Annotated in this window: 16 protein-coding genes; 14 read left to right on the top strand and 2 right to left on the bottom strand. The window is 52.9% G+C overall.

What is annotated here, in order from left to right:
• Window positions 1–347 precede the first annotated feature (347 nt).
• The 7 genes from rpmH to CDH47_RS05385 all read left to right on the top strand — a co-directional run bounded on the left by rpmH (window position 348) and on the right by CDH47_RS05385 (window position 7,140).
• Window positions 348–482: a 50S ribosomal protein L34 gene (rpmH, locus tag CDH47_RS05415; RefSeq protein WP_008172542.1), complete on the top strand. Its 135-nt coding sequence runs from the start codon at window positions 348–350 to the stop codon at window positions 480–482.
• 15 nt (window positions 483–497) lie between these two features.
• Complete coding sequence (gene rnpA / locus CDH47_RS05410; protein WP_100638847.1) at window positions 498–905, top strand: ribonuclease P protein component; 408 nt, start codon at window positions 498–500, stop codon at window positions 903–905.
• Window positions 905–1,198, top strand: coding sequence for a membrane protein insertion efficiency factor YidD (yidD, locus tag CDH47_RS05405; RefSeq protein WP_100638846.1), 294 nt, complete (start codon window positions 905–907; stop codon window positions 1,196–1,198). Before rnpA ends, yidD begins: the two co-directional genes overlap by 1 nt.
• A gap of 4 nt (window positions 1,199–1,202) precedes the next feature.
• Entirely contained in the window at window positions 1,203–2,930 is a 1,728-nt protein-coding gene (gene yidC / locus CDH47_RS05400; protein WP_100638845.1) for a membrane protein insertase YidC, read from the top strand.
• A 93-nt stretch (window positions 2,931–3,023) separates the two neighbouring features.
• The gene (gene mnmE / locus CDH47_RS05395; protein WP_420843661.1) at window positions 3,024–4,412 is read left to right on the top strand and encodes a tRNA uridine-5-carboxymethylaminomethyl(34) synthesis GTPase MnmE; all 1,389 of its coding nucleotides are present in this window, start codon (window positions 3,024–3,026) and stop codon (window positions 4,410–4,412) included.
• Window positions 4,413–4,480: 68 nt separating this feature from the next.
• Window positions 4,481–5,977 (top strand): aldehyde dehydrogenase family protein, encoded by a 1,497-nt coding sequence (locus CDH47_RS05390; protein ID WP_420843660.1) that lies wholly within the window; start codon window positions 4,481–4,483, stop codon window positions 5,975–5,977.
• Window positions 5,978–6,051: 74 nt separating this feature from the next.
• Window positions 6,052–7,140, top strand: coding sequence for an NAD(P)-dependent alcohol dehydrogenase (locus CDH47_RS05385; RefSeq protein WP_100638844.1), 1,089 nt, complete (start codon window positions 6,052–6,054; stop codon window positions 7,138–7,140).
• 27 nt (window positions 7,141–7,167) lie between these two features.
• Here the strand turns inward: CDH47_RS05385 and CDH47_RS05380 are convergent, their stop codons facing one another.
• Window positions 7,168–7,626 carry a YchJ family protein gene (locus tag CDH47_RS05380; RefSeq protein ID WP_275667844.1) on the bottom strand — a complete coding sequence of 153 codons (459 nt, stop codon included), beginning with the start codon at window positions 7,624–7,626 and terminating at the stop codon, window positions 7,168–7,170.
• A gap of 118 nt (window positions 7,627–7,744) precedes the next feature.
• On the opposite strand from CDH47_RS05380, the gene CDH47_RS05375 reads away from it, so the two are divergent.
• Complete coding sequence (locus CDH47_RS05375) at window positions 7,745–7,948, top strand: YgaP family membrane protein (protein ID WP_100638842.1); 204 nt, start codon at window positions 7,745–7,747, stop codon at window positions 7,946–7,948.
• Window positions 7,949–8,058: 110 nt separating this feature from the next.
• Here CDH47_RS05375 and CDH47_RS05370 read toward each other — a convergent pair whose 3' ends face one another.
• On the bottom strand, window positions 8,059–8,376 hold the full coding sequence (locus CDH47_RS05370) for a c-type cytochrome (protein WP_100639312.1): 318 nt from the start codon (window positions 8,374–8,376) through the stop codon (window positions 8,059–8,061).
• Between the two features lie 286 nt (window positions 8,377–8,662).
• On the opposite strand from CDH47_RS05370, the gene clrA reads away from it, so the two are divergent.
• From clrA to CDH47_RS05340, 6 genes are all read left to right on the top strand, one after another.
• The gene (gene clrA, locus CDH47_RS05365; RefSeq protein ID WP_205077526.1) at window positions 8,663–11,437 is read left to right on the top strand and encodes a chlorate reductase subunit alpha; all 2,775 of its coding nucleotides are present in this window, start codon (window positions 8,663–8,665) and stop codon (window positions 11,435–11,437) included.
• Between the two features lie 12 nt (window positions 11,438–11,449).
• Entirely contained in the window at window positions 11,450–12,430 is a 981-nt protein-coding gene (clrB, locus tag CDH47_RS05360) for a chlorate reductase subunit beta (protein ID WP_100638841.1), read from the top strand.
• Window positions 12,431–12,446: 16 nt separating this feature from the next.
• Window positions 12,447–13,190, top strand: a complete 744-nt coding sequence (locus CDH47_RS05355) for a molecular chaperone TorD family protein (protein WP_100638840.1) — start codon at window positions 12,447–12,449, stop codon at window positions 13,188–13,190.
• A gap of 30 nt (window positions 13,191–13,220) precedes the next feature.
• Entirely contained in the window at window positions 13,221–14,051 is an 831-nt protein-coding gene (locus CDH47_RS05350; RefSeq protein WP_205077524.1) for an ethylbenzene dehydrogenase-related protein, read from the top strand.
• Window positions 14,052–14,061: 10 nt separating this feature from the next.
• Entirely contained in the window at window positions 14,062–15,162 is a 1,101-nt protein-coding gene (locus tag CDH47_RS05345) for a P-loop NTPase (RefSeq protein ID WP_100638838.1), read from the top strand.
• A gap of 64 nt (window positions 15,163–15,226) precedes the next feature.
• Window positions 15,227–17,098 carry a WD40/YVTN/BNR-like repeat-containing protein gene (locus CDH47_RS05340; protein WP_100638837.1) on the top strand — a complete coding sequence of 624 codons (1,872 nt, stop codon included), beginning with the start codon at window positions 15,227–15,229 and terminating at the stop codon, window positions 17,096–17,098.
• Window positions 17,099–17,166 lie beyond the last annotated feature (68 nt).

The following is a 17,166-nucleotide window of genomic DNA, read 5'->3' as shown; positions in this document are numbered from 1 at the left end:
CCACAGGGCTTAACCGCACTTGTACGCAACATTATAAAGCTCTCATACCTCTGATTTGTCAGGATAAAATTCGCTTTTCCACAGAAAACGGTCTGCGTAATAACAGTAATAATAGAATTCTTTAAAGAATATAAAAAAGACCTATAACTACTATTATTCGTCGCAGAAGCTTCGAACTGTCAGCCAACCTGACATAGTTACCAGCTGGAGAAAGACCTATCTGCATAACCCCCTATCAATAAACATTGAACCCGCCGTGTAATTTGCATAGAATGCCGCTCCTGTTTTGGCTATTAATTTTTCAGCCATTTCTGAATGTCCAATACACGAATTGTGAGATCGTCACCATGAAAAGAACGTTTCAACCAAGCGTACTGAAGCGTAAGCGCGTTCACGGATTCCGTGCCCGTATGGCAACTGCCAACGGCCGCAAGGTAATTTCCCGTCGTCGTGCCAAAGGCCGTGCACGTCTGTCTGCGTAATCTGTCGTTCGCCTTATGAAGGCTTTGAATTTCCCGAAATCACATCGCCTGTTACGGCCTGCTGATTACGGCAAAGTCTTCGACGACGTACAGCTGAAGGTTCCGCACAGGAATTTTCTGATCCTGGCTACTCCGAATAACCTCGGATATGCCAGGATCGGTCTTGTGTTCGCAAAAAAAAATCTGAAGTTGTCCGTTCAACGAAACCGGATCAAACGCCAGGTGCGGGAAACCTTCCGTCTTCAGCCTGATCTTCCCGGAATGGATATTATCGTTCTGGGGCGTCAAGGGCTTGCAGATCTGGATAACCACACAGTGCGTGCATCTTTGAACGGTCTCTGGCAACGACTAACGAAGAAATACCACCAGCTATCGCCATCTCGGCCAGCAGAATCTCCTTCTGCAGGTGAGGGAACAGGTTAATGCGCAAGTTGCTTCTTTTGCCCATCCGTTTTTACCAATATGCGATCAGCCCGCTAATGGCCAGCCACTGCCGCCATTATCCAACCTGTTCACAATACGCTTTGGAAGCCGTTTCTCACCATGGATCACTGAAAGGTCTCTACCTTTCTGTAAAACGCCTGCTGAGATGCCATCCCTGGGCCGAAGGCGGATATGATCCGGTACCAGGCACCGAGAGCTCTGCGCCTGAAGACACATCTTCTTGCTGCACTCAGGCTAACCATTCCCCAATAACAACCCAGACCAGACAGTAACTCTATGGATATTCAACGCATCGTATTATTTGCCGGCCTGGCTATTGTCAGTTATCTGATGGTGCTTGCCTGGAATGAAGATTATCACCAGCCAGTTCCCACTGAGCAGGTAGCAGAGTCTGGACGCACGCAGACAGGTATCCCCTCTTCTGACTCGGATGCCATGGTTCTGCCAGGTGAAACATCTCAGTCCACGACTAGCAGAAATTCAGCAGATGAAGAATTCACCACGCCAGAAACTGGTCAGACGGTGTCCAGTGCCGCTAATACGAGTGTCGATGTAAATAACCAATACATAAAGGTTCGCACAGACGTACTGGATCTGGTTATTGATCGCGTCAGCGGTAACCTCGTCAAAAGCTCACTTCTTGAATATAAAAAGACACTGGATGGTGACGAGCCACTCACGCTTCTGAATAACACAGAAAACCGCTTTTACGTGCTCGAAAGTGGATTGATTGGCCAAAATGGCCCTGATAGTGCGAAAAACGGACAGGCTCCCGTATTCACTACCAACGCCACAAGCTTTGAGCTGGCAGATGGTGAAGATGAGCTGACGGTTGATCTCGTGCACACCATGGATAATGGCGTTCGCATCACCAAACGCTACCAGTTCAAACGTGATAACTATGAAATTGGCGTTCGTTATCTGATTGATAACCAATCCGATGAAAGCTGGCAGGGTAACTTTACCGGCAAGATTGTTCGCGACCAGTCGCCTGACCCTACCTCCGGACCCAGCATGGGTATAAAGGCGTTTCTTGGTTTGGTAACCAGCTCACCTGAAGATCCTTATGAAAAGTTTGATTTTGGGGATCTGGAAAAAAATCGGATCAACGAAACGGTTACTAATGGCTGGATGGCGTTCCTGCAGCATTACTTCCTGGCTGCCTGGGTACCCGAGCGGGATCAACCCGCACAGTTCCAGACCACTCGTCGTGGTACCTTGCATGTGATGGGTTTTGTTTACCCGGCAACAACCGTGGCGTCGGGAGAAACCACGGAAGTTGGTGCCAGCGCCTATGTTGGCCCGAAAATTATTGATCGCCTTGAAGCAGTTGCACCCAGCCTTGACCGCACCGTGGATTTCGGCTGGCTGTTCTTTATCTCTCTGCCATTGTTCATCATCATGGAATGGTTCCATGGCTTGGTGGGCAACTGGGGCGTTTCCATAATTCTGCTGACGGTTCTGGTTAAAGCCGTATTTTTCAAATTGTCTGCAACCAGCTACCGCTCCATGGGCCGCATGCGTGCTGTGGCACCCCAGCTTACCCGTCTGAAAGAGCTGTACGGTGATGATCGCCAGCGCATGTCTCAGGAAATGATGGCGCTGTACAAGAAAGAAAAAATTAATCCGTTGGGCGGCTGCCTGCCAATTCTGGTTCAGATGCCCGTGTTCATCTCTTTGTACTGGGTACTGTTTGAAAGCGTACAGTTGCGCCATGCACCGTTTATGTTGTGGATTCACGACCTCTCGGTAATGGACCCTTACTTCATTCTGCCGATCTTGATGGGCGCCAGCATGATGCTGCAAATGAGCCTGAACCCGACGCCTCCCGATCCCATGCAGGCGAAAATCATGAAGCTGATGCCGGTAGTCTTTACCATCTTCTTCCTCTGGTTCCCGGCGGGTCTGGTACTCTACTGGTTGGTGAACAACATTCTGTCGATCAGCCAGCAGTGGTACATTACCCGCAAGATCGAAGCAGAAATGGCCACTAAAAAGCATTGATACTGTGACCGTTTGAATGTTCGACAAAGGCTCCGTAACGGGGCCTTTGTTGTTTCAGGAATGCACAAAACTGTTGTGTAAGAGGCATGATTCATGAATCAGAGCGCTAGCATCTCCCACACTCCCGACACTATCGCGGCTATAGCCACAGCACCAGGCCAGGCGGGTGTAGGAATCGTTCGAGTATCTGGCCCACAGGCAAAGAAGATTGCCAGCGCAATGCTTGGCTATGTGCCAAAGCCCAGATACGCTCATTACGGGGCCTTTCTGGATCAGAACAATGAGCTGATTGATGAAGGCATTGGCCTGTTTTTTCCCAACCCCCATTCCTTTACCGGCGAAGATGTCTTTGAGTTGCAGGGGCATGGCGGCACCATCATTCTGGATCTGCTGTTGCGGGAAGTTTGCAGACTAGGCGCCAGGTTGGCGCGCCCCGGTGAGTTCTCCGAGCGCGCATTTCTTAACGACAAGTTGGACCTTGCTCAGGCCGAAGCCATTGCCGATCTGATTGAAAGTAGTTCTGAGCAGGCCGCGCGCTGTGCCGTGCGATCCATGCAGGGTGTATTTTCGCGGCGTATTGAAACTCTGGTGGAGGCGGTCACTTACTTACGGATTTATGTGGAAGCCGCCATCGATTTCCCGGAAGAGGAAATCGATTTCCTGGCCGATGGCAAGGTTGCAACCGATCTGCAGGCGTTACTGGATCAACTTGAAGGTATTCTGACGGAAGCCCAGCAGGGTACGATTCTGAGGGACGGTATGAAAGTGGTGATTGCCGGTCGCCCCAATGCGGGTAAGTCCAGCTTGCTGAATGCTCTGGCCGGCCGGGAAGCAGCTATAGTAACCGCCATTGAAGGCACCACCCGGGATGTTCTGAGGGAACATATTCATATTGATGGTATGCCCCTGCACATCATTGATACTGCGGGTCTGCGAGACAGCCCGGATGAAGTGGAACAGATCGGCATTGCCCGAGCCTGGGAGGAAATCCGCCAGGCCGACCGCATTCTGCTCATGGTAGATGCCACCACCACGGATAAAACCACACCCCATGAAATCTGGCCGGATTTTATCGATCAGCTACCCGCCTCGGCTCCGGTAACCGTGATCCGTAACAAGGTAGATCTGAGCGGAGAAAGTGTGGGGCTTTCAGAGCAATCTGACGAAGACACACCGGTGATTTGTTTGGCAGCCAAGTCCACAGAAGGCCTGGACATACTCAGGGACCACCTCAAACAATGCATGGGTTTTGCCAGCACTACCGAGGGTGGTTTTCTGGCTCGTCGCAGGCATCTGGATGCGCTGCAGCGAGCAAAGGATTTTTTCGAGCAAGGTCAGGCCCAGTTGGAAGGTTATGGCGCTGGTGAACTGCTGGCTGAAGATTTACGCGCAGCTCAGGATGCGCTGGGGGAAATTACCGGGCAGATTACGCCAGATGAACTGCTAGGGAAAATTTTCGGGTCGTTTTGCATCGGGAAGTGAACGTATATCCACAGTAGATACCACTAGCTCAGTCGTAAGATTCCGATAAATAGTTACACTGGTAGCTCATGCTTGGAATAGACAGCGAGGTTGAGCTTATGTCTGAGTGCTATCAGAATCTTCATTTGCAGCTATTGGCAGGGGAGTGGCAAGAAGGCCGCGGCGAAGAATCCCGTTCTGTTATAAACCCCTACTCCGGCGAGACGCTGCTTTCCATCCGCTCGGCCACCGCCGAAGATCTGGATACGACCTACCAGAAAGCCGCAGAGGCGCAGATAGCCTGGGCGGACACACCGCCGGCGGAGCGAGCAGCTCTGCTGCTGCGTGTAGTGTCGATTTTCGACGAGCGTAAAGAGGAAATTATTGACTGGCTGATTCGGGAGTCTGGCAGCACACGGTTAAAAGCCAACATCGAATGGGGCAGCGCCAGGGGGATAACTCTGGAAGCGGCAAGTATGCCCGCCCGCGCCCAGGGCGCCACCATGAGCAGCGATGTTCCGGGGAAAGAAAATTTTGTTTATCGTAAGCCGCTGGGTGTTGTTGGTGTGATCAGCCCCTGGAACTTCCCGCTGCACCTGTCTCAACGTTCTGTCGCACCCGCAATTGCACTGGGGAATGCGGTCGTTATAAAGCCAGCGAGCGATACGCCGATTACTGGTGGTTTACTGCTGGCTCGCATTTTTGAGGAAGCGGGTCTGCCAGCAGGTGTTCTGAGTGTGGTGATTGGCCCGGGATCAGCTATCGGTGATGATTTCGTAGCGCATTCCATCCCCTCCATGATTTCGTTTACTGGCTCAACACCGGTCGGCAAGAATATCGGCAAGATCGCCACTGGCGGTCGTTACCTCAAAAAGGTCGCCCTGGAGTTGGGAGGCAATAGCCCGTTTGTCGTACTTGATGATGCGGATATAGAGCAGGCTGTGAAGGCGGCGGTATTTGGAAAGTTTCTGCATCAGGGCCAGATTTGCATGGCCATCAACCGGATCATTGTCGATTCGAAGGTTTACGACCGCTTTGTGGAAAGTTTTGTCGCCCATGTTCGCAAGCTGAACGTTGGCGATCCCTCGGCGATAGAAACTGCCATCGGCCCCATAATCAATAAATCCCAGCTTGAAGGTTTGCAGCAGAAAATTGCCAAAGCCAAAGAGCAGGGGGCCAAAGTGCTCCTGGACGGCGAGATTCAAGGACAGATGGTGCCGCCCCATGTGTTTGGTGAGGTTACCCCTGATATGGAAATCAGCCGTAACGAAATCTTCGGCCCGCTTGTAGGAATCCAGAAAGCCCGGGATGAAAAGCACGCCCTGGAACTGGCCAATGGTACGGAATTTGGCCTTTCCAGCGCCGTATTCTCCGGTGATTTGGACAGAGGACTGAGATTTGCCCAAAAAATCAGGGCTGGAATGACTCACGTTAACGATATGCCGGTAAATGATGAAGCGCACATGCCGTTTGGCGGTGAGAAAAACTCTGGGTTGGGCCGTTTCAATGGTGGCTGGGCCATTGAAGAGTTTTCCACAGCGCAGTGGGTGAGTGTGCAGAGGTCTCCGAGGCAGTATCCGTTCTGATTACGCTCAAAAATTGAAGAGGTCGGGGATTCGACAGGAAACTTCCGGGTTAGGTAATTGAAGAGGGTATATTGATGGACATTAAAGCAGCGGTAACCCATAGCCAGGGTAAGCCATTCAAACTGGAGTCTGTGCAACTTGCAGATCCGGATTTTGACGAAATACGGGTTCGGATTGTTGCAGCGGGTGTCTGCCATACGGATGTTGTGGCGCGGGATCTTGGCATCGCGCCATTCCCGATCGTACTCGGCCATGAGGGCTCTGGCGTTGTAGACGCTGTTGGTGCGGGAGTGTCTGATCTTAAAACCGGTGATCATGTGGTGCTGTCGTTTGCCCACTGCGGTAATTGCGGGCATTGCCTGACCGGCCACCCAACCGTTTGCGATACTTTCAACGATCTGAACTTTGGCGGTGCCATGGACGATGGTAGTCGTCGGCTGGCTCAGGGCGAACAGTCGCTGGCGACATTTTTTGGGCAATCATCATTTGCCACCTACTCCATTGCCAAGTCCAGGAATGTGGTGAAAGTAGATCCAGATGTTGATCTTGCTCTGTTGGGGCCGCTGGGGTGTGGTATCCAGACCGGGGCAGGCACGGTACTCAATCGTCTCAAGCCTGAATTTGGTTCCACTATTGTGGTTTATGGTGCTGGCGCTGTAGGACTTAGTGCGGTTATGGCTGCCAGAATTGTTGGTTGTCAGCACATCATCGCCGTTGATGTGCATGACAGTCGGCTTGCTCTGGCGAAAGAACTTGGCGCGACCCACGCCTTCAACGGCAAAGATGTGGATGTCGTAGCGGAAGTCAAAAAACTCACAGGTAGCGGCAGTCATTATGCCGTTGAAACCACAGGGGTACCCCCGGTTGTCAAACAGTCACTGAACGCCTTGAGGCCGTTGGGCACAGTTGCAATTGTTGGTATTACACCTGAGATGAGTCTTGATATTCACAACGATCTTATGGCCGAAGGCAAGAGTATGATCGGCGTTATTGAAGGCGATTCTATCCCCCGTGTATTTATTCCGCAGCTTATCGCGTACTACAAAGCGGGGGAGTTTCCGTTCGATAAGCTGGTCAAATTTTATGACTTTGAGCAGATTAACCAGGCGTTTGAAGACTCGGCAAGTGGCATTACCATCAAGCCGGTTTTGAAAATAGCCTGATTAAACAGGAGGCTGATGACAGTCTCCTTATAGACAGCACGCTTTGAACTTCCTGCCGCTTCCACAGGGGCAGGGTTCATTGCGACCGGGTTTCAGAATACCTTCCTCCGGTTGGCCTTTCAGGTAGTACCAACGCCCATCTTCTCGCACAAACTCTGAATTTTCCTGCAAGTAACCCCAACCAGATTCCATACGATAAATGGCTTGGAAGTGCACTTGGCCTGTATCGCCTGTTTCTTTGCTATCCAAAATTCGAAGTGATGCCCAATCTGGTGAGTCATTCAGATCCAGTGTTGCGGGTCTGCTGCTGACATGCCAGCTGGCGCGAAGGTAATCCGGAAGTTTGAGAAAAAATGCAGTAAAGCGGGAACGCATCAATGCTTCAGGAGTTGGTGCAATTGCGCCCTGGTGGTATCGCAGACAACAATCTGCGTAGGAACTCTGGCTCTCACAGGGACAATGTGCGATGGTATGTTCATTAGGCATAAGGTTATAACATTTTGTAAGGTTGCTTCAGTGGAACAGTATAGCAGCCTGATCAGTAGCTGATTTTGGCTGTTTCAGGAATGGTACCCTGGGAAAAATCAATTTAGAGGTAGTGACTATGTCGATTGAGCGTCTTGTGTTTGCCATTGCGGGGATTTTCGTTCTCCTCAGTGTGGCTTTGTCCCAATTGCATTCTGTTTACTGGCTTTGGTTTACTGCGTTCGTGGGTGTAAATATGTTGCAGGCCGCCTTTACAGGATTTTGCCCACTGGCGAAAATATTGAAAGCGCTTGGGAAGGAGTCAGGAACCGCCTTCAACTGAAAAAATCGTTGAATGAATGATTTATTCGTTCATGACGAAACAAAATGCCGGGTTATAGCGTAAGCTTATAACTCGGCATTTCTGGTTTTAAAACTCTTTAAACCCTGTATTTATTGCTTGCTGTAGTAAGCAGACATATCCGCAATATCTTCATCAGTCAGGTTTGTTGCCTGAGGCGTCATTACTGCCGACATTCCGCCATTGCGTTCGCCAGCACGATAGGCTTTCAGCGCCATCTCTAAATATTCTGGTGCCTGGCCAGCAAGGTGGGGATAGATTGGGGCAGTGGATTTACCATCAGTACCGTGACAGGCAACACAGGTGGCAATTTTTTTTGCTCCCGCTTCAGCATCAGCTGCTAATGCAGGAACAGCAAAGATGCCAAGTATAAGGCCAATCAGCGCGGGTCTTCTCAATACAATTTTCATACTTACCTCCAGTGTCTGAACCGTTTCACAGGCTTGCATATTTGTAAAAGTAAGCGTCAGGTCGCGCCTTTTTGCAAGGATGTGCTGAAAACACGCATGCTCACCTTTGACGTGTATCAAGATTTGTTTAGAGACATGGGTCTATAGGTGTTTTACGGCACTCAAGTGAAACTAGCCTATGCTAATTTTAAAAGAGTTGGCCGATGAAGAGAGTACAACAGGTCATAAATAAACTGTGGTCGACCTGGATCGGCGACAGGTGGCAATTGTCGATGAGGAGAGAGTCATGGGAATGTGGAAGCTGAAGCGCCGCGATTTCCTCAAAGGTTTGGGCGCAACGGGTACTGGCGTTATGCTCAGTGGAAACGTTTGGGCATTGAACCGGTTACAACCGATCGAAGACACCTTGGCCACAGAGTATCCCTATCGCGACTGGGAAGATCTTTACCGGAATGAGTGGGCATGGGACAGTGTTGGACACGCCGCCCACTGCATTAACTGCATGGGTAACTGTGCCTGGAACGTGTATGTCAAAGACGGCATAGTGATCCGCGAAGAGCAGATCGCAAAATACCCACAGGTTCATGAGAACATTCCCGATGCCAATCCCCGTGGCTGTCAGAAAGGCGCCATTCACTCCACCTCCATGTACGAGGCAGACCGCTTACGCTATCCATTGAAGCGCACAGGCGAACGTGGCGAAGGCAAATGGCAGCGAATCTCCTGGGATCAGGCTACGGAAGAAGTGGCCGACAAAATCATCGACATTTTTGTCAAGCATGGCCCCGGCAAGCTGAAAACGCACCAGGGTTCTGGCAACCAGACCATGGTGCGTCAGTCTGGCCCCGCACGCTTTGCGGCTTTGGTAGGTGGCATCCAGCTTGACGGCTTTACCGTGGTAGGGGATCTGTTAACCGGTGCTCACCTGGCCTATGGCAACCCGCTGGAAAGCTTCACCTCTGATGCCTGGTTTGATGCCGATTACATCATGCTGGGCATGATTAATCCCAACGCCACCCGTATTCCTGATGCTCATTACATCTGGGAAGCGAAATACAATGGCGCACGCATCACCAGTACGGCACCGGATTACAACCCAAGTGCCATCCATACCGATTTGTGGATGCCTATAAAGCAGGGTTCGGATCCGTTTCTCGCCATGTCATTTGTGAATGTGATTATTGAAGAAAACCTGTTCAAACCAACGTTCATGAAAGAGCAGACCGACCTCCCCATGCTGGTGCGCAGGGACAACGGAAATCTGTTGCGTGAATCCGACATGGTGGAAGGTGGATCAGATGAGGTGTTCTACCATTGGGATCTGAACACTAACAAAGCTGTAAAAGCCAAAGGCTCCATGGGGGATGGCGATAAAACCCTGAAGCTTGGTGATGTGGACCCGGCTCTTGAAGGTACTTTTACGGTAGAGCAAGGCCTCAAAGTCACCACAGTTTTTGAGCAGGTAAAGCAGGAAGCAGCAAAGTACACGCCGGAAAAAACCCAACAGCATACCGGCATTCATCCGGACATTGTGCGTCAGGAAGCCCGTCATCTGGCCAAGGCAAAGAAAGCCATCGTTATGCTGGGCTACATCACTTCAAGCTACTCCAACTGTTTGTACACCTGTTGGGGGTATGCGTTGACACTGGCTTTGACCGGGCATGGTGGCCGTACCGGTGGTCTGGACACATCCTGGGTTGTCTGGAATCACCCAAGGTGGAGCGAGCTTGCCGGTTTTGAAGGTAAAAAATCAGCTCGTCTGGAGCCGGGTGGCCTAGGTGAATTCTTGCGTGGCGGCATGATGGAAGGCGCTCGCAATCACTTTGACAATAAAAAGCTGAAAAAACGCGTGGGCTTCGATCTTGATGAGATGGAAGAAATGATGAACGAGTCCATGGAAAAGGGCTGGATGCCGTACCACGGCGAAATCAAGGGCATGATTTCCATCGCGGATAACACCTTCCGTCGCAACAAAATGAGTAAAAAGTACCGCGAAGAGCATCTGCGCCAGGCAGAAGAGCTGTACGTGAACATTAACGTGCGCATGGATTCTACTGCTGAATGGGCCGATTACGTGTTGCCTGCGGCCAGCCACTATGAAGCCTGGGATATCCGTACCCAGGGGTACCACCGGTTTGCCAACGTATTTACCCGCTCGGTTGAGCCAGTGGGTGAGTCCAAGCCGGATTGGGAAATCATGGCGCTGCTTACCAAGAAGATCCAGGAGAGAGCCATTGCCCGCGGCATAGGGCCGATTCAGGATGGTGACGTAACCCGTGATTTGCACACTATTCACGACGACTTTACCCGCCAGGGCACCCTGAACACGGATTACGATGTGCTCAAGCACATCATTGAGGATTCCCCGGAATTCGGTGGTGTCACGCTTGAAGAAGCCGCCGAGAAAGGTTTCATCGTGATGAACGAACACGCGGGCTTGAATCAGCCATTGAAGCCGGATGAGGGGTATAACCCGTTCACTGCGCAAACCGATGGCAAAAAGCCCTACGAAACCCTGACCGGTCGTATCACTTTCTACTGTGATCACCCTTGGTTCAAGAAACTGAAATCCACTGTACCCACTGCACGTTTGTATGCAGGGCCGGAGGCATCCAACTACCCACTGAAATTCTATTCACCACACTCCCGCTGGGCGATCCACTCCAACTGGCGCAGCAACAAGTACCTGCTGCGGTTGCAGCGCGGTGAACCGAATATCTACATCAACCCGCAGCTGGCTGAGAAAAAAGGCATCAAGGACGGCGACACAGTGCGGTTATTTAACGCGAACGGCGACTTTTTCGCTCAAGCCAAGTTCTATCCGAGCATCCCGGTAGACTCGATCATGATGGAGCACGGCTGGGAGCCACACCAGTATATTCAGCGCAGAAATATGAACGTTTCCCACGCTGTATTTTTACAACCGCTGGAGTTGGCGGGCGGCTGGGGTCACCTGCAGTTTATTTATGCCAAATGGAATGCTAACCAGCATATCCATGAAACCAGTTACGACATAGAACTGGCCAAGGCTGAAGATATCACCGACCCACGTGCCGTTTAAGAGGAGATAATCATGACTGTTAAACGCCAACTCAGCATGGTCCTGGATCTGAACAAGTGCATTGGCTGCCACACCTGTTCCGCAGCCTGCAAACTCATGTGGACCAACCGCAACGGCCGTGAGTTCATGTACTGGAACAACGTGGAGTCCCAGCCGGGTAAAGGTTACCCAAGGGATTACGAAAACATGGGCGGTGGTTTTGATGCCGACGGTGCCTTGCGTCTTGGGCGCCAGCCCAGCCAGGAAGATTACGGTATTCCCTGGGAATACAACTACGAAGACGCCCTGATGACAGGCACCGACCCCTGGTTGCGACCCAATGTGAAGCCCACCTGGGGTGCTAACTGGGACGAAGATGAGGGTGAGGGTGACTACCCCAACAGTTACTACTTCTACCTGCCGCGCCTGTGTAACCACTGCGCCAACCCGGCGTGCCTGGCGGCTTGTACCCGCAACGCCATCTACAAGCGCCAGGAAGACGGCATTGTACTGGTGGATCAGGAACGCTGCCGGGGCTATCGCTACTGCGTAAACGCCTGTCCGTACAAGAAGATCTACTTCAACGAGGAGATTTCCAAATCCGAGAAGTGCATTTTCTGCTACCCACGGATTGAAAAGGGCTTGCCCACCGCCTGCGCCCAGCAGTGTGTGGGTCGAATTCGCTGGATAGGCTATCGCGACGATGAAGATGGCCCGATTCACAAGCTGGTGGAGAAATACAAAGTGGCCTTGCCATTGCACGCAGAGTGGGGCACTGAACCCAACGTATTCTATGTGCCGCCCCTGTCGCCACCCAAGTTTGGCGAAAACGGCGAGCAGCTGGATGAATCCCGGATACCGCTTTCCTATCTTGAAAGCCTGTTTGGCCCCCGTACCGGCGAGGTTCTGGATACGCTTCAGGAAGCCCGTCAGGCGAAGGCCGATGGCGAAGGCAGCGAACTTATGGATATTCTGATCGGCTACAAACACGCTGAAATGTTCAAACTGAGCTGAGGCCGGGAGAAAGGTAATGACGCAATTAGCAGCGCCAACGACCCGGCAGCATGAGTTTGAAACTGCCGAGGCTCGTGGAGCAGTTTATCGCCTTGCGGCTGTGGCATTGGGTTACCCCATGGAAGAAACCTGGGAAGTCCTCGCCGATGGGCGCCTGCAAGGGGCGCTCAGCGAAGCTTGGCAAACACTGGGGGGTGAGCCCTGGCCACAGTTTGATGCAAGCCCTGATGCAGAGGCTTTGCAAGTGGGCTACATGGCTACGTTTGTTCATGGCAAGCGAGGCAAACCGAGGGTGCCATTGGTGGCCAGTGCCTACAACAGCCTGGTTGGGGGGCTAACCCCTGGTGCCTATCTGTTGAATGTTCAAGCGTTCTATACACACTTCGGGCTGACCGCCGCCGTGGATGATGAAGGTCATAAAGACCAGCCTGATCACCTTTTAGCGATGCTGGAGTTCTGTGCACTGCTTTGCCACCTAGAGGCTCAGGCCCTGGAAAACCAGCGGGATGCATCGCCTTACCGGCGGGCTCAAAGGGATTTCCTGGTTCGCTATCTCAGGCCGCTATTACAAGCCATTCGCGCCAAATACGCTCAGGAAGATCAGCACGGTCTGGATGCCAATCTGGCACATTTGGTGAAGGTACTCCCGGATTGGACGCTTGCCCAACAGCGGGCTCTGGAACATCAGGTAGGGCCATGCCCCGAAGAGGGGGCAAGAAAGACCGGCACCGAAGCCAGCAGCCAACCCATGTGGGACTGAACCCAACCGAATAGCATGAGGAACCACGCCATGACATTGAAACATATTGCAAATGGCCCTTTGGTAAACCGTATTAGCCGGTTTACGGGTTTGGTCACCTTGGCGGCTTGTATGGCGGCAAGCACCAACGCACTGGCCGATCACAGCGACAGAAACCCTAACGTGAGCGAAGTGAAAGCCTGGGATACAGTGAAAGTATCGCGCATTCCTGATGGCATTTATTTGCGCACCCAAAACGATCCGGATGATCTGATCTGGGATCGTTTGCCAAAATATCGAACCAATTTGCTGCCAGCGCCCCCGGTGCATCAGTCTGTTGGTTTGCGGTTTGAAGAAGGCTCAACCCGGGGCAAGCATATTTATTTTCAGGTAGCCCGTTCCGATGAGCGGCTTTACATACGCATGCACTGGAAAGATCCCACTGAAGACCGTGCGACTACTGTGGATAAATTCGGTGATGGCGTGGCGGTACAGTTCGCACTGAACGATGCAGATACCTCCTACATGATGGGGTCTGGCCATGAGAACCCGGTGAATATCTGGTATTGGCGCGCCGGTGAACCCCAGGTGGAGAATCTTGTAGCAGGGGGTTATGGCAGCACCACCAGCCTGCCGCAACAGAGTGTTCATGGTGGCAGTGCCTACTTTACCAGTGACGTTCCCGAGAAAAGGGAGTGGCAGGTGGTGATGTCACGACCCTTTGAGTCTGATGGTGAGCACGAAGTGAATTTTGATCGTGAAACTGTGCCCATGGGATTCGCTATATGGCAAGGTAGTGACAATGAACGCGATGGCAACAAGCGCGTAACTCATACCTGGATACTTCTGGACACCCGTCTGGACGGCAACGCCCCGAACTAAGGAGCCCTTGATGTCGGTTTCCCATTTTCCCGGTCGTGATCCTCTGGCTCTGGTGCCGGAGGATTGCGCTCGCGGCCATGCCTGCCAGTTTTGCCCTGAGGAAGAACAGTGCCGGCTGGATAAAGGCCAGCATGAAAAACGGCTGATTGAGTCCCGGCTGGCCCAGATTGGCCAGATCATCATGGTGATGGCCAACAAGGGCGGCGTGGGCAAAAGTACGGTGTCGGCCAACGTAGCGGCCGGACTGGCGGCTCAGGGCTACCGGGTAGGGGTGGCGGATGCCGACATTCACGGCCCGAATCAGAGCCGTTTTTTCGGATTTGTGGGCGAGCGGGTGCGCTTGAGCAAAAAAGGCTTGCCACCAAAAGACTTTGAGCATGCCGGACTGGCACACCCGGTGAAGGTTGGCTCCCTGGCCTTCATGATGGAAACCGACGACACGCCCATTGTCTGGCGGGATGCCTACAAGCACGACTTCATGCACCACCTGATCGGATCATTCGATTGGGGCCCGCTGGATTTTCTGGTGATCGACATGCCACCGGGAACGGGCAACGAACTGATTACCCTTTCGGATATGCTGGAAGGTCATGATGTTGCAGCGTTGCTGGCCACTACGCCCCAGGAAGTGGCGCTGATGGATAGCCTCAAGGCGGTGCGGTTTTGCCAGGAGCGGGGGCTTCCGATGCTTGGTGTAGTGGAAAATATGGCGGGTGTCAGCTGCCCCCACTGTAGCGGCCACTTTCACGTTTTCCCCCGAAGCCATCTGGCTGAAGCTTTGGCGTCTGCGGATGTGACTTCCCTGGCGCAAATCCCCCTGTCGCTGGCGTTGTCCAGCGGCTCTGATACTGGCGTCCCAATCGTCGTCTCGGAACCAGAAGGCCCTGAAGCACAGGCGTTTGCTCCAGTTGTCACTGCCTGTGTGGCTCACGCTCAGGCTCGTTTTGCGGACGCAGCCAAACACTCCCTGCATGGACTTGCACAGGCTGGTCTGGAAAGTGACGAGCTGGAACAGGCGCTGGAATCTGTGCCTGAGGAACAGAGGAATGCACTGCGCCAACAGCTTGAATCCTTGCTGGGCAACTCTAACGATTCTTCACCGCAGAGTTGAATACCAGGTTAGTGTTGCGACAGCCCCATCGCCGGGCAGACACCCTTAATTTGAGAGTATTGCCATGACAGACACTCGCGCGCCTGAACGCCGTCGATTTTTCCGCCAGATGCTAGGAACGGACAACTCCACAGCCCCCGGTCGCGCACCCTGGCGCCGGGTGCCGGAAGTGGGTGCCGGTGATGGCGACGTGCTTTGGTCTGGCTGGACAGGCAATGGCGAACTGTTTGTTGTGGGTGACGAAGGCATGGTGTTGCGCTATACCGGCAAAGCCGAGGCAGGGGAAGCGCAATGGCAGCAGATGACGCTGCCCACACGGCTGCCCTTACATGGCATTTGGGGCGCATCTGCAAACAACCTCTTTGCCGTTGGCTGGATGGGCGCTCTGCTGCACTACGATGGCGATCAATGGCAGTTATTGCGGGGCGGTGTGATTGATGAAACAAACGGGCGTTTTGCCGCCTGCGAGGAAAACACACCCTTGTTTGCCATTGATGGTAACGAACAGGGGCAAGCCTGGGCGGTAGGCGATGACGGCATGGTTCTGCACTTTGACGGGGCCAAGTGGCAGCGGGAGCAAAGCCCTACCCAGGTGAATTTGAGAGCGGTTGCCTGCGCACCAGACAACACCGTATACGCAGCCGGTGCAGAAGGCACTGTGCTGCGCCGGGACAGCGACGGCCTGTGGAAAAAACTGGATTGTCCATTGGGTTCCGGGTTTCATGCTTTATTGGTAATGGATGATGGCAGCGTACTGTTGGGTGGCGGTCGTTATTTCGTCGATCAAGGTGGTTTCCGCGGCGAACTGGTGCGCTACCAGAACAACCGGTTCCAGGCCCTGACATTTGACGAACCCATGCCGCGCCTGAGATCGCTTAAAGCCTATAAAGGCGGCGTGCTGATTGTGGGTGACCAAGGCCACTTGTACTACCTCAAGGACTTACGCCTCGACAAGCTGGAGAGCAATAGCCATCACGACTTGATGGATATTATCGTGTTGTCTACCGGTGAAGCACTGGCGGTCGGCGATTTTGGAACCATCATGACCGCTGCAGAAGATTTCACCCAGGCACTGGCACCGCCACCTGCAGCTGCAGCCGCCAGCCCCTGGGAAGCCATGGATGTACCGACCAAAAACCAGCTTTGGGGCTTCACCGAAGGTTTGGATGGCACCTGCTACGCATGCGGTGAGGCTGGCACGGTAATGCGCTTGCAGGGTGACAACTGGGAGCTTCTGCCACCACCCAGTGACCTTACGGTGCACTGCCTGTGGGATACCGGTGCCGGGCTCTTTGCCGCTGGCCAGGAAGGCCGCATATTCCGCTTTGATGGCCAGCAATGGGCTCTGCATTACGACTTGAATCTTGATCTCACCATCATGGACATGTGGGGCAGCAGCCCCGAATCCCTGTATGCCGTAGGGGACGAAGGCCTGATTTTGCATTTTGACGGTTTGCGCTGGCAGCGCATGCCCAGTGGCACCCAGTCAGCGCTATACTGCCTCTGGGCCATGGATGACGAACATATGCTGGCCCCCGGCGATTTTGGACTGGTGCTGAGATACAACGGCAAAGAGTGGAGTGAGTTCAATGTGGGCACCGAGAACTTCCTTTATGGAATCTGGGGCGACAGCTTGAGCAATATCTACGCCGTTGGGCTATCAGGCACCTTGGCCCACTTTAATGGCCAGCGTTGGCAGCAAATGGCTACCCGCCTGCGGGAAGATATTCTGTCGATATCCGGCTCCGAGGCCGCAGGTGCCTTTGCCGTGGGTACCCGAGGCTGTGTTCTGCGCCTCGACGGGGACCAATGGCTAACGGAACCCAGTGGCAGTGATGCCGGTTTGAGAGTGGTGTGTGCTACCCGCAGTGGTGTGGTGTATGCGGTGGGCGATCGGGGAACGGTTTTGCGGCGCCATGGAAAAAGACGCAATTGAGTGTAATTTTAAATAAGAATCATTACCATTCACAAACAAGAAGTAATATCATTCGAACCTTTCTGAGA

It is taken from the genome of Marinobacter salexigens, assembly GCF_002806945.1.
GTDB classification, from domain to species: domain Bacteria; phylum Pseudomonadota; class Gammaproteobacteria; order Pseudomonadales; family Oleiphilaceae; genus Marinobacter; species Marinobacter salexigens.
Note: the sequence above shows the minus strand (reverse complement) of the source record. Positions and strands in the feature narration are given on the sequence as shown.

Excerpts from the sequence above, each read along its gene's own strand:
- CDH47_RS05385 (WP_100638844.1), top strand. The coding sequence starts at position 6,052 with ATGGACATTAAAGCAGCGGTAACCCATAGCCAGGGTAAGCCATTCAAA.
- CDH47_RS05370 (WP_100639312.1), bottom strand. The coding sequence starts at position 8,376 with ATGAAAATTGTATTGAGAAGACCCGCGCTGATTGGCCTTATACTTGGC.
- yidC (WP_100638845.1), top strand. The coding sequence starts at position 1,203 with ATGGATATTCAACGCATCGTATTATTTGCCGGCCTGGCTATTGTCAGT.
- yidD (WP_100638846.1), top strand. The coding sequence starts at position 905 with ATGCGCAAGTTGCTTCTTTTGCCCATCCGTTTTTACCAATATGCGATC.
- mnmE (WP_420843661.1), top strand. The coding sequence starts at position 3,024 with ATGAATCAGAGCGCTAGCATCTCCCACACTCCCGACACTATCGCGGCT.
- CDH47_RS05345 (WP_100638838.1), top strand. The coding sequence starts at position 14,062 with ATGTCGGTTTCCCATTTTCCCGGTCGTGATCCTCTGGCTCTGGTGCCG.
- CDH47_RS05350 (WP_205077524.1), top strand. The coding sequence starts at position 13,221 with ATGACATTGAAACATATTGCAAATGGCCCTTTGGTAAACCGTATTAGC.
- CDH47_RS05390 (WP_420843660.1), top strand. The coding sequence starts at position 4,481 with ATGCTTGGAATAGACAGCGAGGTTGAGCTTATGTCTGAGTGCTATCAG.
- CDH47_RS05340 (WP_100638837.1), top strand. The coding sequence starts at position 15,227 with ATGACAGACACTCGCGCGCCTGAACGCCGTCGATTTTTCCGCCAGATG.
- CDH47_RS05375 (WP_100638842.1), top strand. The coding sequence starts at position 7,745 with ATGTCGATTGAGCGTCTTGTGTTTGCCATTGCGGGGATTTTCGTTCTC.
- CDH47_RS05380 (WP_275667844.1), bottom strand. The coding sequence starts at position 7,626 with ATGCCTAATGAACATACCATCGCACATTGTCCCTGTGAGAGCCAGAGT.
- rnpA (WP_100638847.1), top strand. The coding sequence starts at position 498 with ATGAAGGCTTTGAATTTCCCGAAATCACATCGCCTGTTACGGCCTGCT.
- clrB (WP_100638841.1), top strand. The coding sequence starts at position 11,450 with ATGACTGTTAAACGCCAACTCAGCATGGTCCTGGATCTGAACAAGTGC.
- rpmH (WP_008172542.1), top strand. The coding sequence starts at position 348 with ATGAAAAGAACGTTTCAACCAAGCGTACTGAAGCGTAAGCGCGTTCAC.
- CDH47_RS05355 (WP_100638840.1), top strand. The coding sequence starts at position 12,447 with ATGACGCAATTAGCAGCGCCAACGACCCGGCAGCATGAGTTTGAAACT.
- clrA (WP_205077526.1), top strand. The coding sequence starts at position 8,663 with ATGGGAATGTGGAAGCTGAAGCGCCGCGATTTCCTCAAAGGTTTGGGC.